Raw genomic sequence first — 18,005 nt, 5'->3', positions numbered from 1 at the left:
TGGTCACACCGTCAAGGTGAAGGTGCCACTCGCGAGCGTCTGGCCGTTCACCACCACATCCACCCGGTGCTCGCCAGCGTAGTGCACGCGGGTGGTGAAGTTGCGCAGGGCCCGGCGGATGCGGACCGACGTGGTCTCGCCGGCAGACAGCGCCACCGTCTTGAGCTTGAACACCTTGGGTGACGGGCTGCCGTTCTTCTTCACGTAGTGGACGACATAGTCCACCACCAGCCGCTGGGCCGCGCTGCCCACCGAGCGCAACGCAAATGCGATCTCGACCTCGCCCCCCAGGGCCACACGGGCCGGGCTGACCGACAGCCCGTCGATGGCCACCTCGGCCCCGTCGCTGGCGCCGATCAGGCGCAGGGCGCGCGGGTCACCCTTCTTGATCTGGCTGCGCAGCGCATGCTTGACGATCCAGGTGCAGTGCGGGTGGTCCATCTCCCAATCGGCCACATGGGTGAACACCCAATCCGGATGGTCCTTGGTCACGTCGTTGAGGCTGTTGGCCACGGAGCGGCGAACGTAGAGGCTGCTGTCGTGACGCAGCGCATGCAGGATGGGGGTCAGCGGCGTCGGGTCTTTCACCAGCGCGTCGAGCCGGAAGGACCACGGCAGGCGGGGGCGGCAGCCCTCGCTGGCCAGCCGCCGCACATGTTCATTGCGGTCTTGCGCCCAGCCTTCCATGGTGCGCAATGTGCCGGTGAGGTCCTGCCGCAGGAAGGGGCGGACCGCAAATTCCGCTGTGCCGTAGGGCGTGAGCCGTTTGAGCGCCTTTAGCGACCGGGCCGGGTCTGCCAGGCCGTAGGTGGCCACGAAGTCCCCCAGCGCCATGTTGAGGAAGGCGCCACTCAGGCGCGGGCCGGCTTCCACCACCAGCGCCAGTTGCTCCGCATAGCTGCCGGGCAGGGCCAGCGCCAGGCTTTGCGCCACGCGATGGACACGTTGCAGGATGGAGAGTTCGTCCAGGCCTTCCCCGGCAGCCGCCAGGAAGCGGCGCCGGTCGAACGACGGCGACAGTTCCGAGAACAGCGCCGCCACGCCTTTGAGGGCGGCGGGGTTGATCAGTTCCTTGAGCAGGGGGGCGGAGGTGGCGAGCGGCATGGTGGAGCGGGAGCCTAACGGCGGGTGCTGCCAATGGATGTCAGCATCCTGCCGCAATCCTGTACAAGCCGCCGCGCCCGGGCTTGGTCCAAAATGCCGCTCCATGAGCAAGAAGGGTTCACACGTGAGTGAAACGCCCGCCACGCAGTGGCTGCGGCAGCAGGGGGTCGCCTTTGGCGAGCATGTCTATGACTACGTCGATCGAGGCGGCACCGGCGAATCGTCGCGGCAACTGGGCGTGCCGGAGCACGAGGTGGTCAAGACGCTGGTGATGCAGGACGAAAAGGCGCAGCCGCTGATCGTGCTGATGCATGGTGACTGCACCGTCAGCCTCAAGGAGCTGGCGCGGCAGATCCCCTGCAAGAAGGTGGAGCCCTGCAAGCCGGACGTGGCGCAGCGGCACAGCGGCTACCTGGTGGGAGGCACGTCCGCGTTCGGTACGCGCAAGGAGATGCCGGTGTTTGTGGAGGCCGGCATCCTCGCGCTGCCCCGCATCCTGATCAATGGGGGCCGGCGTGGCTACCTGGTCAGCATCGAACCAAGGGTTTTGACGGAGTTGCTGGGCGCGCGAGCGGTCGAGTGCGCGCTGAAGTCCGGGGCAGAATAACGCCCCATGCAAGAAGTCCTGTTTTCCGTGCTGGCCATCCTGGCCGGTTATCTCTTTGGTTCGTTGTCCTTCGCAGTCATCATCAGCCGGCTGATGGGGCTGTCGGACCCGCGCAGCTATGGCTCGGGCAACCCCGGCGCCACCAACGTGCTGCGCTCCGGCAACAAGGCCGCCGCCATTCTCACGCTGCTGTTCGACGCGCTGAAGGGCTATGTGCCGGTGGTGCTGGTGCTGCACTTCGGCGCCGCCTACGGCATGGAGGCGGGCGTGGCCGCGCTGGTGGGCCTGGCGGCCTTCATCGGCCACCTGTGGCCGGTGTTCTTCCGTTTCCAGGGCGGCAAGGGCGTGGCGACGGCGGCCGGGGTGCTGCTGGCGATCAACCCGTTCCTGGGACTGGCGACGCTGCTGACCTGGATCATCATCGCCTTCTTCTTCCGTTATTCGTCCCTGGCCTCCATGGCGGCGGCCGTGTTTGCGCCGTTCTACCAGATGCTGATCTGGGGTGTCGGGCCGGAGTTGTTCGCCATCGCGCTGATGAGCTTGTTGCTGGTCTGGCGCCATGAGGCCAACATCAGCAAGCTGCTGAAGGGGACCGAGAGCAAGCTGGGCCAGAAGTCTGCCGGCGGATCCGGGGGCGGGGCCGGTGAAGGCTCAGGGGGCCACGGCCACGGCGGCAAGTCGCATCATTCTTCCAAAACCAAGCATCACAACCCATGAGCAACATCGAACGCTTCGACGTCGGTCCCCGTCTGTCCGAGATGGCCGTCCACAACGGCGTGGTGTACCTGGCCGGTCAGGTACCGGAAGACGCGACCCAGGACATCCAGGGGCAGACCACCCAAGTGCTGGGCATGATCGACCGCCTGCTGGCCCGCGCCGGTACGGACAAGACCAAGATCCTGCGCGCCCAGCTCTACATCAAGGACCTGGCGGACCTGGCCGGCATGAATGCGGCATGGGACGCCTGGGTGCCGGCCGGCCATACGCCGCCGCGAGCCACGGTGCAGGCCCATCTGGCCAAGCCGGAGTGGAAGATCGAGATCGTGATCACGGCGGCGGTCTGATCAGCGCATGAAGTGCGCTTGATCGGCGACCGGTCGGTGCTTGATCGACCCTTGATCGGCGCTTGATCTACGCCTCACCAGCGCGTGATCTGCAAAAAGCCTCGCTCTGCGAGGCTTTTTTCGTCTGGCTCAGGCGTCCTCTTCTTCCGCTTCCAGCACTTCGAGCCCCAGCCGGGAGGGATCTCCGCCGCCCAGCCGCACCAGCACGGGCTGGTCTGCCGTGAGGTCAACCACGGTGGTGGGCTGCATGGCGCAGGCGCCGCCGTTGATGATGACCTGGATCAGCTTGTCGTAGCGGTGCGTGATCTCCTCCGGGTCATTGAGCGGCTCCTTCTCGCCGGGCGGGATCAGCGTGGTGGCCAGCAGCGGCTGGCCAATGAGCGCCAGCAGTTCCTGGGTGACGCGGTGGTCCGGCACCCGCAGGCCGATGGTGCGGCGCGAGGGATGCGAGAGGCGCCGGGGCACTTCCTTGGTGGCCTCCAGGATGAAGGTGAAGCGGCCTGGCGTGGCGTTCTTGAGCAGGCGGTACTGCTTGTTGTCCACGCGGGCATAGCTGCCCAGCTCGCTGAGGTCGCGGCACAGCAGGGTCATGTGGTGTTTGTCGTCCACGCCGCGGATGCGGCGCAGGGCCTCGGCGGCGGCCTTGTCGTCCAGGCGGCAGACCAGCGCGTAGCTGGAGTCGGTGGGGATGGCACCGATGCCGCCCTGGTCCAGGATCTGCGCCGCTTGCCGCAGGAAGCGGGCCTGGGGATTGTCGGGGTGGACTTCGAAGATCTGGGCCATGGTGGGTGTCAGTGGGCTGATGGAGGCCAATGGATCCGGTCGCTGAGTGCGGTCCAGACCGGTTGGAGCTTGCCCGAGAGATGTTCGCCCAGCTTGCCGACATCCACCCGGCTTTCCTCGGGGCTGTGGAAATCGGATCCACGTGAGGCCAGCAGGTTGAATTCGAGCGCTGTGTCGGTGTATTGAAGGATGTCGGCGGCCGAGTGGCTACCGGTGACCACCTCGATGCCGCGCCCGCCGTGGCCGATGAATTCGGTGATCAGCGCGTATTCCTCGGTGGGTGTGAAGCCGTAGCGGCCCGGGTGGGCGATGACGGCCATGCCGCCCGCCTCGCGGATCCAGCGGACGGTGTCCCCCAGCGAGGCCCATCGGTGGGGGACGTAGCCGGGTTTGCCTTCGGTGAGGTAGCGGCGGAAGACCTCAGGCACGTCGTAGCACTGGCCGGTCTCGACCAGGAAGCGGGCGAAGTGGGTTCGGGAGATCAGCTCGGGGTTGCCGGCATATCTGAGGGCACCTTCGTAGGCGCCCAGGATGCCCACTTGCGCCAGCCCTTCGGACATTTCGCGGGCGCGGGCGCCCCGGCCGCCACGTGTGGCGCGCAGCCCGTTCACGAGTTGTTCGTTGTGGTGGTCGAAACCCAAGCCCACGATGTGCACCACCTTGGTGGCGAAGGTCACCGAGATTTCCACGCCGGTGAGGTAGGGCAGGCCTTGCGCTCGGGCGGCCGCCAGGGCGCGCTCTTGGCCCCCGACCTCGTCGTGATCGGTCAAGGCCCAGAGTTCCACGCCGTGCGCCTTGGCGCGGGCGGCGAGGAGTTCCGGGGTGAGTGTGCCGTCCGACACCACGGAGTGGCAGTGCAGGTCCGCATTGGAGAGCGCGTGCAGAGGCGCCCGGGCGGGGGGGGCTGCGGGCGGTGTGGGGTCGGCAGGCAGGGGGGTGTTCACACGACCGATTCTAGGAGGCTCGCGATAGGCGTGCCGTCAGCGCTGTTTAATGAGCGTCGGCGGGCGGCAAAAAACCGGCGCGGGCCGGCGCCGCAGTGGGCAACACGCGGCCCGCGACACTCAGGGTTTGCGCTGGCTGAAGTCCCGCTCGGGGAAGAGGCGGGAGGTCAGGGCGCCCAGGCTTTCATGGACGACGTCCACATTGGTCTCGTCCAGCACGAGCTTGGTGACCTGCGGGCTCAGCGCCTTGCGCAGCAGGCCCAGGAAGCGGGGCGCGGCAACGATGCGGAGTTGCGTAAAGTCACCGTTGTTGAATCCATCATCCAGGGTTCGGGCGACGCGGGTGGAGAAGCTGATCGCCTCCTGGTGAAGTTCATCAACACCGGCGGAAGATGTCGTACTGTTGCCCCGGCGGCCCTCCGCATCACGGCGCAGATCGGCCTTGTCGGCATGGGCTGCCGCATCCGTGAGCGTGGTCACATCCTCCAGGTCGCCACCTTCTTCCGGCAGCTTCAGCAGCCGCGCAACGCCTTCATCCGCAACCAGTACGAATAGTTTTCCGTCATCCTTGTAGTTCGGCATGGTGGGGCCTTTCGTTGTCTCGTTTGGTTTCGTTGATCAAGATGGACATGGGGGTGTCCGGCTTGATTCTGGGGTGGCAAGGGGCGTACCTGTTTGATTGGCGTCAAACGTGGGGGTCTTTGACTGCGCTCGGAAATCACCGGCCCGGAGGTATTTGCGCCATGTCCCCCGCCCCTCCGGGGCTCCTCCTGATACTTACGCAAATACCCCCGGGCCAGTGATTTCCTGAATTGAGTATGTTCACGACTTCAACGAGAGGGGTCATGATGACCGTGGGCTCGCATGCAACTGAACCAATTGGGAGATTCGCTCTGCAGCACTTGAGCGCATGATGTGGCATCTGAATTGCCGCCTGCGCGTTGAGCATTGAGCGTTACGAGGACTGAACATGGATACCGACACCAATACCGTGAGCCTGCATATCGTCTGCCCTTCCTGCGGTGCAAAGAATCGTGTTCCGCGCGAGCGTCTGGCGGAATCGCCAGACTGCGGAAACTGCAGCACGCCATTGATGGCCGCCAAACCCATGGACGTCTCGGCCGAGATATTCGATCGCTATGTGGCCGGCACAGAGCTGCCCGTGGTCGTGGACTGCTGGGCCGCCTGGTGCGGGCCCTGCCGCAGCATGGCGCCACATTTCGAAAAGGCCGCCAGCGCCCTGCCCGAAGTGCGCTTCATCAAGCTCGATACCGACCTGGCCCCGCAGCAAAGCGCTCAGTACGCCATTCGCAGCATTCCCACGCTGCTGCTGTTCCTCGATGGCCAGGAGGTGGCGCGTCAAGCCGGCGCCATGCCCGCCCAAGCCATCGTGGATTGGGTGCGCCGTTCGTTGGGCGCCTGAGAGGCGCGCCCGGAGCCACCTCGGCTGGCGGGCGCTGTGCAGCGCTTCCCTAGTCCGCCATCGCCTCCACCACCATCTGCACCCGCTGCTGCCCCTGGTACTCATCCAAGGTGAGCCGATAAGCCAAGGTGACCAGGTCCGGTAGCGACTCGGTGCGCCCAAACCAGATCGCATCCCTCAACAGCGCTCCCTGACGCAGCCGCAGCTTGAGATGCCGCTCCCCCACGATCCGTTGGTGAATGACCTGCACCTGGTCACAGAACAACGGCGCTTCAAAGGCCTGACCCCAGACCTGGGCTTCAAGCTCCTGGACCGTCTCCGCACAGAAGGCGTCCGGGGGCAGCGGGCCATCCGTGCGCAAGGTCCGGGTCAGTGAGGCTTCATCCAGCCACTCGCCAGCCACCCGCTCAAACGCAGCCGCAAAGGCCTCCACGCCCCCTGGCGCCAAGGTGCAGCCCGCAGCCATGGCGTGCCCCCCAAACTTCCTCAGCAGGTCGGGGTGGCGCTTGGACACCAGATCCAGCGCATCCCGCAGATGGAAGCCGGGAATCGACCGCCCCGAGCCCTTCAGTTGCCCGTCAGCACCGCGCGCAAAGACAAACACCGGCCGATGCAGCCGGTCCTTGATGCGCGACGCCACGATCCCCACCACCCCTTCGTGGAAATCTTCATCAAACAGCGCCAGCGCCGGCGGCGGTGCACCCTTCAGCCGCGGGTCATCCATCAGCCGATCCAGCAGCGCCAACGCCTGCTCCTGCATGCCCGCCTCGATCTCGCGCCGCTCCCGATTGATGCGGTCCAGCTCCTTGGCCAGCGTCAACGCCTGATCACTGTCCTCGGTCGTCAGGCAGGTGATCCCCATCGTCATGTCGGCCAGCCGTCCCGCCGCATTGATGCGCGGCCCCAAGGCAAACCCCAGATCGAAACTGTTGGCCCGCAACGCGTCCCGCGCCGCCGCCGTGAACAAGGCCGCTACACCCGGCTGCATCCGCCCCGCGCGCATGCGCCGCAAACCCTGCGCCACCAGCCGGCGGTTGTTGGCATCCAGCTTCACCACGTCCGCCACCGTGCCCAGCGCCACCAGGTCCAGCAACACATCCAGCCGGGGCTGCACGCCATCCGTGTACGCACCCCTGCGACGCAATTCGCCGCGCAAGGCCAGCAAGACATAGAAGGCCACACCCACCCCCGCCATGTTCTTGCTCGGGAACGTGCAACCCGGCTGGTTCGGGTTCACCAGCGCATCCGCCTCCGGCACGGTCGCCACCCCATCCGCATCAATGGCTGGCAGGTGATGGTCGGTCACCAACACCTTCAGGCCCAATGCACGCGCATGCGCCACACCCGCATGGCTGGCAATGCCGTTGTCCACCGTCACCAGCAGGCGCGGCTGATGCTGCATCGCCAGGTCCACAATGGTCGGCGTCAGCCCGTAACCATGCACCGCCCGGTCCGGCACCACATAAGAGACGCTGCCCGGCGCTGCCCCCAGCATCGCCAGCCCACGCAACATGACCGCGCAGGCAGTGGCACCATCGCAGTCGTAATCGGCCACCACGCAGATGCGTTCGCCGGCCGCCAGCGTGTCGGCCAGCAGCGTGGCGGCCGCCTGGATGCCCAACAGGCCGTCCGGCGGGACCAGATGCTTGAGATCGGCATCGAGCTCCTGCGCCGAGACCACTCCGCGCGAGGCCAGCAGCCGCGACAGCAGGGGCGACAAGCCCGCCTGCTGCAGTGCCAATGCCGGATCCGCCGGAACGTCACGCGTCAGAATGCGCGGGCTGTGCGGAGATGCGCTCACAAGGCCTCCAAGGCTTTTGCCACCTGCACCTGCGGTGCGGAAAATCGTTCCTTCAAGCGCTGCCAGCCACCCGCCGGACGCCGCTCCCAACGGCAGGCCGCCCGCTCACCGCACAAGGTGAGCTGCAGGGCACCGCCCCCACGCACATGATGCAGCGCCTCTGACAACAGCCCTGCATCCAGCGCCTTCCAGGACTCGCTCCAGGCGTACAGGTCACCCGCCAGCATGGGCTCACGCAAGCGCGTGTCCACCAGCAGGTCCGCCGGCAGGGCATGCCCACGGTCCCGGCCGCAGCCACTCACCCACGCCGCATTCACCGGACGCAGACCCCGTGTGTCACGCGCCTGGTTCAACGGCAGGTCGTGCAACACCATCTGCAATTCGTTCAACAAGGTCCGCAGCGGCCGAGACGTCGGCATCCAGGTCTCCACCGCACGGTTCAGGATGCGATCCAGGCTCGCGGCCATCTGGCCGTCCAGCGACGGGTGCGACACCGCCCAGGTGTCCACCGCCAGCCAGCGGGTGGCCCAGCCTTGCGCCGCCGGGAAGACCTCCGGTGTCAGCGCTTCCAGGAAGGCGCGCGATTCGTCCTCGGTCAGGCCCAGCGTGGCAGGCGCCAATGCCGTGACCTGATCGGCGCCCACCGCCAGATGAATGGGCGTCACCAGCGCCCAGGCGGCATCCCCCGGCGCTACGCCCGCGTCACGCAGCCGCCAGGCTGCCACGGGCAGGGCGTCGTCGTCCACGCCCCGCAAGCGGGCCAGCGCGAGTTCGTGCGGCGGCAGGGGCGCATGGTCGTCGTCCCCCAGCGTTTCAGTGGCCGTCAACAGGCCCAGCAACTGGCTGAGGGCCGGTAGTTCCAGTTCGCGCAAGGCCGCTTCAACGTGCGGCTCCTGCGCGCTGGCATGGGAGATCAACAAGTGCATGGCAGTGATTATCGGTGGGTGACGGTCATCAAGCTTTCACGAGACATCCGCAAGCTGTGGGGCCATGCTGACCGACACACTTCTGGCCGCCGCAGTATCGAACCCGCCCCCCGTCGCTGAGGCGGAGGAGAGCGGGTCCATCCGTGTTCGCACAGTGTGGATTTCAGACCTGCACCTGGGCACGCCGGGCTGCCAGGCCCGCGCCCTGCTGGAGTTCCTGCGGGAAGTGGAGTGCGAGCAATTGTTCCTGGTGGGCGATATCGTGGACGGTTGGCAACTGCGTCGCAGTTGGTACTGGCCCCAGGCCCACAACGATGTGGTGCAGAAGCTGCTGCGCAAGGCGCGCAAGGGATGTCGGGTGATCTATGTGCCGGGTAACCATGATGAGTTCGCTCGCAAGTACCTGAACCACAGCTTCGGTGGCATCGAGGTGGCCCATGAATGGATCCATGAAACCGCCGACGGCCGCAAGCTGTGGGTCACCCACGGTGACCTGTTCGACGGGGTGATCCAGTGCGCCAAATGGTTGGCCCACGTGGGGGACACGGCCTACGAGTTCACGCTGAGATTGAACCGCCACCTCAATTCGCTGCGTGCCCGCCTGGGGCTGCCGTACTGGAGCCTGAGCAAATATCTGAAGCTCAAGGTGAAGCGCGCGGTGTCCTACCTCAACGACTTCGAGGAAGCGTTGGCCAAGGAGGCTCGCAAGCGGGGCGTGCAGGGGGTTGTGTGTGGACACATCCACCATGCCGAACTGCGCGACATCGACGGCATCCTCTACGCCAATGACGGCGACTGGGTGGAAAGCCTCACGGCCCTGGTGGAGCATCCGGATGGCCACCTGGAGATCCTGGACTGGGGCGCGCGCCAGCGCGAGCGCGCCGAGTCCGATGCCAACACCGTGGCACAGGCGCTGCGCACACCCGCCTGAGGCAGCGAGCGGCACCGGCCGCCGCCGCCGGTTGACCGTCCGGCCATGGCTCTTTCGGGGGTCATTGGACTGTCACGATACCTTCATAGAATGGGTTTCATGACCGCGCCCGCTGTGCAACTGCTTAATCGCGAACAAGCCATCCTCGAGTTCAACCGTCGCGTCCTGGCCCAGGCCCAGCGCCAGGACGTGCCTCTGCTGGAACGGCTCCGATATATCTGCATCGTCTCGTCCAACCTGGACGAATTCTGCGAGGTCAGGTTCGCCGACATGCTGGATGCCCAGCATGACGGCAGCGGCCTGGTCACCTCGCGGGACATCGAGCGTGTGGCGCGCGCCGCGCATGAGCTGATCGACCTGCAATACGCCGTGTTCAACGACCAGGTGATGCCCGCCCTGCGCGAGCACAACATCCAGATCCTGAACCATGCGGATCGCAACGAGGAGCAACGCGCCTGGGTCGCCAAATTCTTCGAGCGCGAGGTGCGGCCGCTGCTGGTGCCGGTGGGCCTGGACCCGGCCCATCCCTTCCCGCAGGTGGCCAACAAGTCCCTGCATTTCGTGGCCCGGCTCTCCGGCAAGGACGCGTTGGGTCGAGACACCCGCATCGCCATCGTCAAGGTGCCGCGGGTGCTGCCCCGCGTCATCAAGCTGCCCGCCCACGTGAGCGCAGGCAAGCAGAGCTTTGTGCTGCTCACCAGCGTGATCCGGGCCCACCTGGACGAGCTGTTCCCCGGCCGTCAGGTGGAAGCCTTCTCCCAGTTCCGCGTCACCCGCGATTCCGACCTGGAAGTGGATGAGGAAGAGATTGCCAACCTGCGCCACGCGCTGCGCTCCGGGCTGACCACGCGGCACTTTGGCCGCGCCGTCCGGCTGGAGGTGGTCAACACCTGCCCGGAGGAGCTCTCCCGCTTCCTGCTGGAGCAGTTCGCATTGCCCGAAGCGGCGCTTTACCGGGTGAACGGACCGGTGAACCTGGTGCGGCTCAATGAGCTGATCGACCAGACCGATGCGGACGACCTGCGCTTTCAGCCCTACGAACCCAGTTGGCCGACCGGCCGGCTGCCGCGTGGCAAATCCATCCTGGACAAGCTGCGCGCCAAAGGCGATGTCCTGCTGCATCACCCCTTCGAGAGTTTCGACCCGGTGGTGCAGTTGCTGCGTGAGGCCGTTGAAGACCCGGACGTGCTGGCCATCAAACAGACCATCTACCGCACCGGCAGTCAGTCGGTACTGGCGGACCTGCTGATCGAGGCGGCCCGTCGTGGCAAGGAAGTGCTGGCCGTGGTGGAGCTCAAGGCCCGGTTTGACGAGGAAGCCAACATCAATTGGGCCGAGCGGCTGGAAGCGGTGGGTGCGCAGGTGGTCTACGGCATCGTGGGGCTCAAGACCCATGCGAAGCTGATGCTCATCACCCGGCGCGAAGGCGGCCGCCTGCGGCGCTACGGCCACCTCTCCACCGGCAACTACAACCCGCGGACGGCGCGTTTTTACACCGACATCGGTTACCTCACGGCGGATGCCGACCTGACCGGCGACATGGACCTGGTGTTCCGTCAACTCGCGTCACTCTCCACCTTCAAGGCGCCGCGCAAGCTGCTGCTGGCACCCTTCAACCTGCACCGCGTGATGTGCGAGACGCTGGGGCAGGTGCAGGCCGCAGCCCAACGGGGTGAGCCTGCACGCGTGGTGCTGAAGATCAATGCGCTGACCGATGCGGAGCTGATCAATGCGCTGATCAGTGCGGGCCGGGCAGGGGCCCGTATCGATCTGATCGTGCGCGGCGCCTGCATGCTGCCGCCCGGGTTGCCCGAGCTCACCGACAACATCGTGGTGCGCTCGGTGGTGGGCCGCTTTCTGGAGCACTCCCGCATCTTCTATTTCCGCTGGGGCCCGAGCGAGCGGGACGAGGCGCTGTATCTCTCCAGTGCGGACTGGATGAGCCGCAACATGCTGCGCCGCATCGAGGTGGCCTGGCCGGTGCTGGACCCCAAGCTGCGCCAGCGCGTGATTGACGAAGGTCTGGTGCCGTATCTGCACGACACCAAGGATGCCTGGCAACTGGGCCCGGATGGCACCTCACAGCGGATCAGGGATGAAGACGGTATCAGCGCCCAACAGGCCCTGATGCACCTGTACAGGGAGATGGTGCCCCCGGATGGCCGGGCCTCGGGCCCGACCATCCCGCCCCCCTAGGCAGAGGTTCCTAGGGGGCTGCGGGCCGCCTTGGGGCGGCCCGGCGGCGGCCCTCTGCGCGTATCAGAGCCCCGCTTGAACGGCGCTTCGCGCGTTCGGCGCGCCTTGTGGCCAGCAGGTGCGTTGAACACGGCTGGTACGCAGCGAGGTGCGGGAATGGCGTTAGACGCGTTGGACGCGTTGGAGGCGTTCGGCGCGCCTTGCGGCCAATGGGTGCGATGAGCTTGGCTGGGCCTCAGGCCTCGAGCGTGAGCTTGAGGCGGCCGAGTTTGGCCCAGGCTTCCTGTTCTTCGCGCAGAAGGTAGTGCGCGCGTGGGTGCGCGTCTGCCCATCCCTTGTTCATGCGGATGGTGACCTGCTGGCCTTGCCGGGCCAGTTGCATGGCAGACGCGTCCACCAGGCCCCGGGCGTGGCATTTGATGGCCGCCAGGCGCAGTGAGAGCAACTGCCACATCAGGCCTTCGTCCTGCAACTGGTCATCCAGCTTGCGCAACCCCCCCCGCTGGCCCATGGCCAGGTCGCCCAGGCGGCGCAGCTGGCTTTGCGAGAAGCCTGGTGCGTCTACATGGGAGAGCAGGTAGGCACTGTGGCGGTGGAAGTCGTGATGCGAAACCATCATGCCAATCTCGTGCAGGGCGGCCGCCCAGCCCAGCTCACGCCGCTGCTCTTCATCTGCCTTGGGCAACAACTGCGCGTGGAGCTGCTGCGAAACCTCGCGCACACGTTGTGCCTGTGCGCGGTCCACAGCAAAACGCCGTTGCAGCTCGGCCACCGACTGCTCCCGCATGTCCCGCCCCGTCCCCAGCAGGGACGGGTCCAGACGTTCCGCAAGATCAAACACCACCCCCTGGCGCAAGGCGCCCTTGGCGGGCGCCAGGCGGTCAATGTCGAAGTGGGTCAGCAGCGTGTACAGAATGCACAAGCCACCCGCCACCACCGCGCGGCGGTCCTCTTTCAGGCCGGCGATCTTGAGGGCCTCCACATGCCCAGCCTCCAGACATTGCTGGATGCACCAGCGCAGGCCGTCCAGCGTGATGCTGCCGTCCGAGACATTGTTGGCCGCCAGGATCTGGGCCACCGCACCCACGGTGCCCGAAGAGCCCAGCGCAGCCCGCCAGCGAGGCTGTGCGGTATGGCGGGCGAATTGCGTGAGCGCCTCTTCCAGCTCGGCACCCGCGGCCACCTGGGCCGCGCGGAAGGCCTCGGCGGTGAAACGGCCGTCCGGGAAGAAACGCATGGACAGGCTGACGCTGCCCACCTGGAAGGACTCCGCCTTCAACGGCTGGGTGCCGCGCCCCAGGATCATCTCGGTGGAACGCCCGCCAATGTCGATGACCAGACGCGGATCCTCGGATGCCTGCAGCCGGCACACGCCGGCATAGATGAGTCGGGCCTCTTCACGGCCGGAGATGACTTCGATCGGATAACCCAACACTTTCTGCGCACGTTCCAGGAAGGCGTTGCGGTTGCGGGCCTCGCGCAGGGTCTGGGTGGCCACCGCACGCACCTGGCGCAGCGGCACGCCTTCGAGCCGGGCGGCAAAGCGGCGCAGACAGGCCAGGCCGCGTTCGGTCGCCTCCTCGGTAAGCATGCTCTGCGCATCCAGGCCGGCGCCCAGGCGCACGGTTTCCTTCAGATAGTCCTGGCGCCGGTACTGGCCATGCAGCAGATGGGCAATCTCCAGCCGGAAGCTGTTGGAGCCCATGTCGATGGCGGCCAGGATGGGGGGCACTTGCGCTTGATTCATGGCGGGGATTGTCGCGGGGATTCGAGGTCTGCTTGGTGACGTCCCCCTTTTCCATAGAATGCGGCGAGCCGTACGCGTCCCTCGTTGTATTCCAACCTGTCCGCGCGCCGAAGCGGTGCGCGGCTGACCGACCCAAGGAGACTTGCATGACGACCGAAGACTTCGACAGCCTGGTGCCCAAGCGCTCGTTCAGCCGCCGCGATTTCGTGGGCACCGCCGTGGGCAGCGGCTTCGCCGCCGCCGTGCTGCCGGTGAGCGCCCAGACCATCACCACCGATACCGAAGGCCTGGAAGCCGGCCCCGTGAGCATCCCCGTGGGGGATTTCAAGCTGCCGGCGTACGCTGCCCGCCCCGCCGGCAAGAAACGCGCGCCCGTGATCCTCGTGATCAGCGAGATCTTCGGCGTGCATGAGCACATCGCTGATGTGGCACGCCGCTTCGCCAAGCTGGGTTACTTCGCCATCGCGCCTGAGCTGTTCGTGCGCCAGGGCGACGCCAAGGCCGTGCCGGACGTCAGCCGCCTGATGGCCGAGATCATCAGCAAGGTGCCGGACGAGCAGGTGCTGCGCGACCTGGACGCCACCGTGGCCTGGGCCAAGGCCGGTGGCGGCGACACCGGCCACCTGGGTATCACCGGCTTTTGCTGGGGCGGCCGCATCACCTGGCTGTACGCTGCCCACAACCCGGCCGTGAAGGCGGGCGTGGCCTGGTACGGCCGCCTGCAGGGCAACTCCACCCCGCTGACGCCCAAGCACCCCATCGATGTCGTGGGCCAGCTCAAAGCGCCAGTGCTGGGCCTGTATGGCGGTCAGGATGGCGGGATTCCGCTCTCCAGCGTTGCCGCCATGCAGGAAGCCCTGCAGCAGGGCAGCGCCGCCGCCAAGGCCAGCGAGTTCGTGGTCTACAAGGAAGTCGGCCACGCCTTCCATGCCGACTACCGCCCCAGCTACCGGGCCGAAGCCGCCAAGGATGGCTGGGCACATTGCCTGGCCTGGTTCAAGAAGCACGGCGTCTGAGATGGGCGGTGCTCGCCCCCCTGCCTGGACGCAACGAGGGGGCTTGACGAGTCTGAGACAATTTTGAGATCCCATACCGGCGCACCCTCCGTGGTGCGCCTTTTTTGTCCATGACCCTCTTCTATATCCTGCTGGTGACCTTGGCGGGCGGTGTGGCCTCGGTCACCGTGGCCGCCATGCTGACCGTGGGGCTGCTTGGCCGCATCGTCAAGCATCTGGTGAGCCTCTCGACCGGCGTGCTGCTGTCCACGGCGCTGTTGCACGTGCTGCCCGAGGCTTTCGAGACCGGCGCGGATCCCCACACGCTGTTCCTGGTGCTGCTGGGGGGGCTGATGTTCTTCTTCCTGCTGGAGAAGGCCGAGCTGTACCGGCACACCCACCACCATGAAGGGGACGGGCACCACCATCACCACCATTTCGACCGCGAACAGGCGGGCCGGGGCGGGCTGTCGGTGCTGGTGGGCGACAGCATCCACAATTTCTGCGACGGCATCATCATCGCTGCGGCCTTCCTGGCCGACCACCACCTCGGCTGGGTGACGGCCATGGCCATCATCGCGCATGAGATTCCGCAGGAGGTGGGCGACTACATCGTGCTGCTCAACGCCGGGTTCTCGCGGCGCAAGGCACTGTTCTTCAATGCCATCTCCGGGTTGGCGGCGGTGGCCGGCGGCCTGCTGGGTTATTTCATCGTGGGCCCGTGGGAGGCGATGTTCCCCTACCTGCTGGTGGCCGCCTCCAGTAGCTTTGTGTATGTGTCGGTGGCCGACCTGATCCCCCAGCTGCAGCGCCGCCTGCCGTGGAAGGACACGGCATTGCAGCTGCTGTGGCTGGGCGTGGGCATCGCCTTTGTGCTGGTGGTGGTGGGCGGCAAGCACAGCCACTGACGTCCGTCGTTGTCCATCGTTCGGGGGCCAGGGTCTATGCGATTGACATTCGTCACGGTGGGCGCAACATGGTGGCGCCAGACTGTTCAGGTCAAGCCGTGACCCCATGCGATGGCCCTGGAACGGCCATTGCCGTGCGGTCCGGTCCTGTTCTGGTTTGATCAACCCTTGATCAAGGAGGCCCGCCATGTTTCAACGCATCCTCATCCCCACCGATGGTTCCGACATCACCAGCAAGGCGGTGGACACTGCCGTCCAGCTGGCCAAGCATCACGGCGCCAAGCTCTTTGCCATCAGCGTGAAGGAGCCGTTTCCCTACAGCGCCGTGTCGGAAATGCAGCCCACGCCGCCGCAGGAGTTCTTTGATGCGCAGGAACGCATCGCCCAGGAACGCCTGAGCCATGTGCTGACGGCCGCCAAGCTGGCCGGTGTGGAAGCCCAGGCGCACAGCGTCGAGGCGCTACATGCCTGGGAAGCCATCATCGAGCACGCGCGTCAGGTCAATGCGGACCTGCTGGTGATGGCCTCGCACGGCCGCAAGGGCTTCCAGGCACTGCTGCTTGGCAGCGAAACCCAGAAGGTGCTGAGCCACTGCGAGTTCCCGTTGCTGGTGGTGCGCTGAGCCATCAGCCCCGAGCCAACGGCAGCCGCGGGTCGGCGCTCCACTCGCTCCAGGAGCCGGGGTAGAGCCGGCTGCCGGTCAGCCCCGCATGGTGCATGGCCAGCAAGTTGTGGCAGGCGGTGACGCCTGAGCCACACTGATGGACGGTGTCTTGCGCGGAGAAGCCACCCAGCACCTGCTGGAATTCCGCCTTGAGCAGTTCCGCAGGCTTGAAGCGACCGTTGCCGTCCAGGTTGGACTTGAAGAAGCGGTGGCTGGCGCCGGGAATGTGACCAGCCTGACGGTCCAGCGGCTCCACTTCGCCCCGGAAGCGTTCTCCCGCACGGGCGTCCACCAGCCGGACGCGACCCAGGCCGGCCAGGAGCTCCTGCTTGCTCCAGGGCTGCTCCAGCGACGGGCCGGGGGTGAAATCACCGGGCGCTGGAAGCGGTGCCGCAGGGTCGGTCTGGGGGATGTTCTCGGTGGCGGCCTTGGCACCGGCCTTGGTGCGGGCTTCGCTGCCGACCTCGGGGCAGACGTCGGTGGTGGTGCCGTTCGCAGCCAGCCACGCGGCCCAGCCCCCATCCAGCACCGCCACGCGGTCATGGCCCAGCCAGCGCAGCATCCACCACACACGGGCGGCATACATGCCGTCCCCGCCGTCATAAGCCACCACCTGTTGGCCGGTACGCAGGCCGAGCCGACGCAGCAGGGCCGCAAAGGCCTCACGGTCGGGCAGGGGGTGCCGGCCATGGAAGACGTCGCCCACCTGGCGCGGACCGCTCAGGTCGCGGTCCAGGTGCAGGTAGTGGGCGCCCGGAATGTGGGCCTTGGTGTACTGCTCTTCACCCAGCGCGGTGTTGGCCAGGTCGAAGCGCACATCGATGACCAGCGGCGGCTTCGGGGCCGCCAGTTGCGCGCGCAGCGCCTCGACATGGATCAGGCTGGTGAAAGCAGTGTCAGTCATGGTGCAGGCGTCGGGTCACGGCGGGCGAGAGGTGACGGGAGTGAAGCGGAAGCTGACAGAAGTTCAGGATTCGCTGACCGAGTGTTGCTCATCCTTGGGCGTATTGCGAGCCCGCAGTAGTGTCGCTCCCAGCCCCGCCGTGACGATCAGGCCAATCCCGGCCCAGGATTCCCAGGGCAGCAGATCGCCGAACAGCAGCACCCCATACAGCGCCGAGAACACAATGCCCAGGTATTGCAGCGACGCGTTGACGAGCGGCTTGCCAGTGCCATAGGCGCGTGTCATCAGCAATTGCGCCCCCGTGGCGAGCAGGCCTACGGCCAGCAGCAGCAGGCCACCCTTCCAGGTGTGCGCATGCCAGCCACCAGGCGTGGTCAGGCTGACCAGCGCCCCGGCGACAGCACCGCCCATCGAAAAATAGAAGACCACCCGGTACTCAGGTTCTCCGACACGACCCAGCGAGGTGACCTGCAGGTAGGCCATGGCCGACAACATGCCGGAGGCCAGGCCGGCCAGGCCGTACCAGACCTGCTGGTCGCCCATCGAGGGGCGCAACACGAGGGCCACCCCCCCGAATCCCAACAGCACCGTGGCAATGAGCCGTGGATCCACCCGAGCGCCCCCCATCATCACAGCACCGCCGATGAGGAACAGGGCCATCCAGATGGAAGACATGTAGTTCAGCGTCATCGCCGTGGCCAGTGGCAGCTTGCTGATGGCATAAAACCACAGGGACAGCGCGATGACGCCGGACAGACTCCGCCAGAAGTGCATGGCCGGCACCTTGGTCTTGAGCGGGAGCCCCTGTGACTTGGCCACGAGGAACAGGAACATCGTGCCGACAAGACCACGGTACATGACAATCTCGCCGGCGCTGTATTGCGCCGAAGCCAGTTTCACGCACACGCCCATGGTGGCGAACAACAGGGTCGCCAACACCATCAAGAGGGAAGCAGACATATGGGACTGATTCTCTGCCCAAAATGGAAGGGGGCGGGAGGGTAGGGC

General features: G+C 66.3%; 18 protein-coding genes. 9 read left to right on the top strand and 9 right to left on the bottom strand.

Annotation, left to right across the window (positions count from 1 at the left end):
- Positions 1 to 3 precede the first annotated feature (3 nt).
- Entirely contained in the window at positions 4 to 1,104 is a 1,101-nt protein-coding gene (locus tag BMY53_RS24245; RefSeq protein WP_092949577.1) for a DNA alkylation repair protein, read from the bottom strand.
- A gap of 103 nt (positions 1,105 to 1,207) precedes the next feature.
- Between BMY53_RS24245 and BMY53_RS24240 the strand changes: the two genes are divergently transcribed.
- Genes BMY53_RS24240 through BMY53_RS24230 form a run of 3 tightly spaced genes read left to right on the top strand, consistent with a single transcriptional unit; the run spans position 1,208 to position 2,775 of the window.
- A complete protein-coding gene (locus BMY53_RS24240) occupies positions 1,208 to 1,711 on the top strand; it encodes an aminoacyl-tRNA deacylase (RefSeq protein WP_092949575.1) in 504 nt (167 codons plus the stop codon).
- A 6-nt stretch (positions 1,712 to 1,717) separates the two neighbouring features.
- Positions 1,718 to 2,428, top strand: a complete 711-nt coding sequence (gene plsY / locus BMY53_RS24235) for a glycerol-3-phosphate 1-O-acyltransferase PlsY (RefSeq protein ID WP_092949573.1) — start codon at positions 1,718 to 1,720, stop codon at positions 2,426 to 2,428.
- On the top strand, positions 2,425 to 2,775 hold the full coding sequence (locus BMY53_RS24230) for a RidA family protein (RefSeq protein WP_092949571.1): 351 nt from the start codon (positions 2,425 to 2,427) through the stop codon (positions 2,773 to 2,775). The genes plsY and BMY53_RS24230 overlap by 4 nt, the downstream gene beginning before the upstream one ends.
- Positions 2,776 to 2,904: 129 nt before the next feature.
- Here BMY53_RS24230 and BMY53_RS24225 read toward each other — a convergent pair whose 3' ends face one another.
- From BMY53_RS24225 to BMY53_RS24215, 3 genes are all read right to left on the bottom strand, one after another.
- On the bottom strand, positions 2,905 to 3,558 hold the full coding sequence (locus tag BMY53_RS24225) for an L-threonylcarbamoyladenylate synthase (RefSeq protein WP_092949606.1): 654 nt from the start codon (positions 3,556 to 3,558) through the stop codon (positions 2,905 to 2,907).
- An 8-nt stretch (positions 3,559 to 3,566) separates the two neighbouring features.
- Positions 3,567 to 4,442 carry a 3',5'-nucleoside bisphosphate phosphatase gene (locus BMY53_RS24220; RefSeq protein WP_092949604.1) on the bottom strand — a complete coding sequence of 292 codons (876 nt, stop codon included), beginning with the start codon at positions 4,440 to 4,442 and terminating at the stop codon, positions 3,567 to 3,569.
- A gap of 180 nt (positions 4,443 to 4,622) precedes the next feature.
- On the bottom strand, positions 4,623 to 5,084 hold the full coding sequence (locus BMY53_RS24215; RefSeq protein WP_092949569.1) for a host attachment protein: 462 nt from the start codon (positions 5,082 to 5,084) through the stop codon (positions 4,623 to 4,625).
- A 388-nt stretch (positions 5,085 to 5,472) separates the two neighbouring features.
- On the opposite strand from BMY53_RS24215, the gene trxC reads away from it, so the two are divergent.
- On the top strand, positions 5,473 to 5,925 hold the full coding sequence (gene trxC / locus BMY53_RS24210; protein WP_177201038.1) for a thioredoxin TrxC: 453 nt from the start codon (positions 5,473 to 5,475) through the stop codon (positions 5,923 to 5,925).
- 49 nt (positions 5,926 to 5,974) lie between these two features.
- Here trxC and recJ read toward each other — a convergent pair whose 3' ends face one another.
- Positions 5,975 to 7,726, bottom strand: a complete 1,752-nt coding sequence (recJ, locus tag BMY53_RS24205) for a single-stranded-DNA-specific exonuclease RecJ (protein WP_092949567.1) — start codon at positions 7,724 to 7,726, stop codon at positions 5,975 to 5,977.
- Positions 7,723 to 8,652 carry a hypothetical protein gene (locus tag BMY53_RS24200; RefSeq protein WP_092949565.1) on the bottom strand — a complete coding sequence of 310 codons (930 nt, stop codon included), beginning with the start codon at positions 8,650 to 8,652 and terminating at the stop codon, positions 7,723 to 7,725. The genes recJ and BMY53_RS24200 overlap by 4 nt, the downstream gene beginning before the upstream one ends.
- Positions 8,653 to 8,716: 64 nt before the next feature.
- Between BMY53_RS24200 and BMY53_RS24195 the strand changes: the two genes are divergently transcribed.
- Together BMY53_RS24195 and ppk1 are read left to right on the top strand one after the other, a co-directional pair.
- Positions 8,717 to 9,583 (top strand): UDP-2,3-diacylglucosamine diphosphatase, encoded by an 867-nt coding sequence (locus BMY53_RS24195; RefSeq protein WP_092949563.1) that lies wholly within the window; start codon positions 8,717 to 8,719, stop codon positions 9,581 to 9,583.
- Positions 9,584 to 9,682: 99 nt separating this feature from the next.
- Entirely contained in the window at positions 9,683 to 11,779 is a 2,097-nt protein-coding gene (gene ppk1 / locus BMY53_RS24190; protein WP_255370361.1) for a polyphosphate kinase 1, read from the top strand.
- 235 nt (positions 11,780 to 12,014) lie between these two features.
- Here ppk1 and ppx read toward each other — a convergent pair whose 3' ends face one another.
- Positions 12,015 to 13,526, bottom strand: coding sequence for an exopolyphosphatase (ppx, locus tag BMY53_RS24185; protein ID WP_092949559.1), 1,512 nt, complete (start codon positions 13,524 to 13,526; stop codon positions 12,015 to 12,017).
- A 146-nt stretch (positions 13,527 to 13,672) separates the two neighbouring features.
- Here ppx and BMY53_RS24180 point away from each other — a divergent pair, with 146 nt between their 5' ends.
- The 3 genes from BMY53_RS24180 to BMY53_RS24170 all read left to right on the top strand — a co-directional run bounded on the left by BMY53_RS24180 (position 13,673) and on the right by BMY53_RS24170 (position 16,051).
- Positions 13,673 to 14,542 carry a dienelactone hydrolase family protein gene (locus tag BMY53_RS24180; RefSeq protein WP_092949557.1) on the top strand — a complete coding sequence of 290 codons (870 nt, stop codon included), beginning with the start codon at positions 13,673 to 13,675 and terminating at the stop codon, positions 14,540 to 14,542.
- 110 nt (positions 14,543 to 14,652) lie between these two features.
- Positions 14,653 to 15,429: a ZIP family metal transporter gene (locus BMY53_RS24175; RefSeq protein WP_092949555.1), complete on the top strand. Its 777-nt coding sequence runs from the start codon at positions 14,653 to 14,655 to the stop codon at positions 15,427 to 15,429.
- A 187-nt stretch (positions 15,430 to 15,616) separates the two neighbouring features.
- Entirely contained in the window at positions 15,617 to 16,051 is a 435-nt protein-coding gene (locus tag BMY53_RS24170) for a universal stress protein (RefSeq protein WP_092949553.1), read from the top strand.
- Between the two features lie 4 nt (positions 16,052 to 16,055).
- On the opposite strand, the gene BMY53_RS24165 is transcribed toward BMY53_RS24170, so the two are convergent.
- Positions 16,056 to 16,997 (bottom strand): sulfurtransferase, encoded by a 942-nt coding sequence (locus BMY53_RS24165; RefSeq protein ID WP_092949551.1) that lies wholly within the window; start codon positions 16,995 to 16,997, stop codon positions 16,056 to 16,058.
- Between the two features lie 63 nt (positions 16,998 to 17,060).
- Positions 17,061 to 17,957: a DMT family transporter gene (locus BMY53_RS24160; RefSeq protein WP_177201036.1), complete on the bottom strand. Its 897-nt coding sequence runs from the start codon at positions 17,955 to 17,957 to the stop codon at positions 17,061 to 17,063.
- Positions 17,958 to 18,005: the final 48 nt, after the last annotated feature.

The organism is Roseateles sp. YR242 (assembly GCF_900109745.1).
Lineage (GTDB): Bacteria > Pseudomonadota > Gammaproteobacteria > Burkholderiales > Burkholderiaceae_C > Roseateles.
The sequence above is the reverse complement of the archived record's forward strand: the minus strand, read 5'-3'. Positions and strand labels throughout refer to the sequence as shown.

What these genes read in the sequence shown, in the direction of transcription:
- BMY53_RS24245 (WP_092949577.1), bottom strand. Translation starts at nt 1,104, where the DNA reads ATGCCGCTCGCCACCTCCGCCCCCCTGCTCAAGGAACTGATCAACCCC.
- BMY53_RS24240 (WP_092949575.1), top strand. Translation starts at nt 1,208, where the DNA reads ATGAGCAAGAAGGGTTCACACGTGAGTGAAACGCCCGCCACGCAGTGG.
- plsY (WP_092949573.1), top strand. Translation starts at nt 1,718, where the DNA reads ATGCAAGAAGTCCTGTTTTCCGTGCTGGCCATCCTGGCCGGTTATCTC.
- BMY53_RS24230 (WP_092949571.1), top strand. Translation starts at nt 2,425, where the DNA reads ATGAGCAACATCGAACGCTTCGACGTCGGTCCCCGTCTGTCCGAGATG.
- BMY53_RS24225 (WP_092949606.1), bottom strand. Translation starts at nt 3,558, where the DNA reads ATGGCCCAGATCTTCGAAGTCCACCCCGACAATCCCCAGGCCCGCTTC.
- BMY53_RS24215 (WP_092949569.1), bottom strand. Translation starts at nt 5,084, where the DNA reads ATGCCGAACTACAAGGATGACGGAAAACTATTCGTACTGGTTGCGGAT.
- trxC (WP_177201038.1), top strand. Translation starts at nt 5,473, where the DNA reads ATGGATACCGACACCAATACCGTGAGCCTGCATATCGTCTGCCCTTCC.
- BMY53_RS24200 (WP_092949565.1), bottom strand. Translation starts at nt 8,652, where the DNA reads ATGCACTTGTTGATCTCCCATGCCAGCGCGCAGGAGCCGCACGTTGAA.
- BMY53_RS24195 (WP_092949563.1), top strand. Translation starts at nt 8,717, where the DNA reads ATGCTGACCGACACACTTCTGGCCGCCGCAGTATCGAACCCGCCCCCC.
- ppk1 (WP_255370361.1), top strand. Translation starts at nt 9,683, where the DNA reads ATGACCGCGCCCGCTGTGCAACTGCTTAATCGCGAACAAGCCATCCTC.
- ppx (WP_092949559.1), bottom strand. Translation starts at nt 13,526, where the DNA reads ATGAATCAAGCGCAAGTGCCCCCCATCCTGGCCGCCATCGACATGGGC.
- BMY53_RS24180 (WP_092949557.1), top strand. Translation starts at nt 13,673, where the DNA reads ATGACGACCGAAGACTTCGACAGCCTGGTGCCCAAGCGCTCGTTCAGC.
- BMY53_RS24175 (WP_092949555.1), top strand. Translation starts at nt 14,653, where the DNA reads ATGACCCTCTTCTATATCCTGCTGGTGACCTTGGCGGGCGGTGTGGCC.
- BMY53_RS24170 (WP_092949553.1), top strand. Translation starts at nt 15,617, where the DNA reads ATGTTTCAACGCATCCTCATCCCCACCGATGGTTCCGACATCACCAGC.
- BMY53_RS24165 (WP_092949551.1), bottom strand. Translation starts at nt 16,997, where the DNA reads ATGACTGACACTGCTTTCACCAGCCTGATCCATGTCGAGGCGCTGCGC.
- BMY53_RS24160 (WP_177201036.1), bottom strand. Translation starts at nt 17,957, where the DNA reads ATGTCTGCTTCCCTCTTGATGGTGTTGGCGACCCTGTTGTTCGCCACC.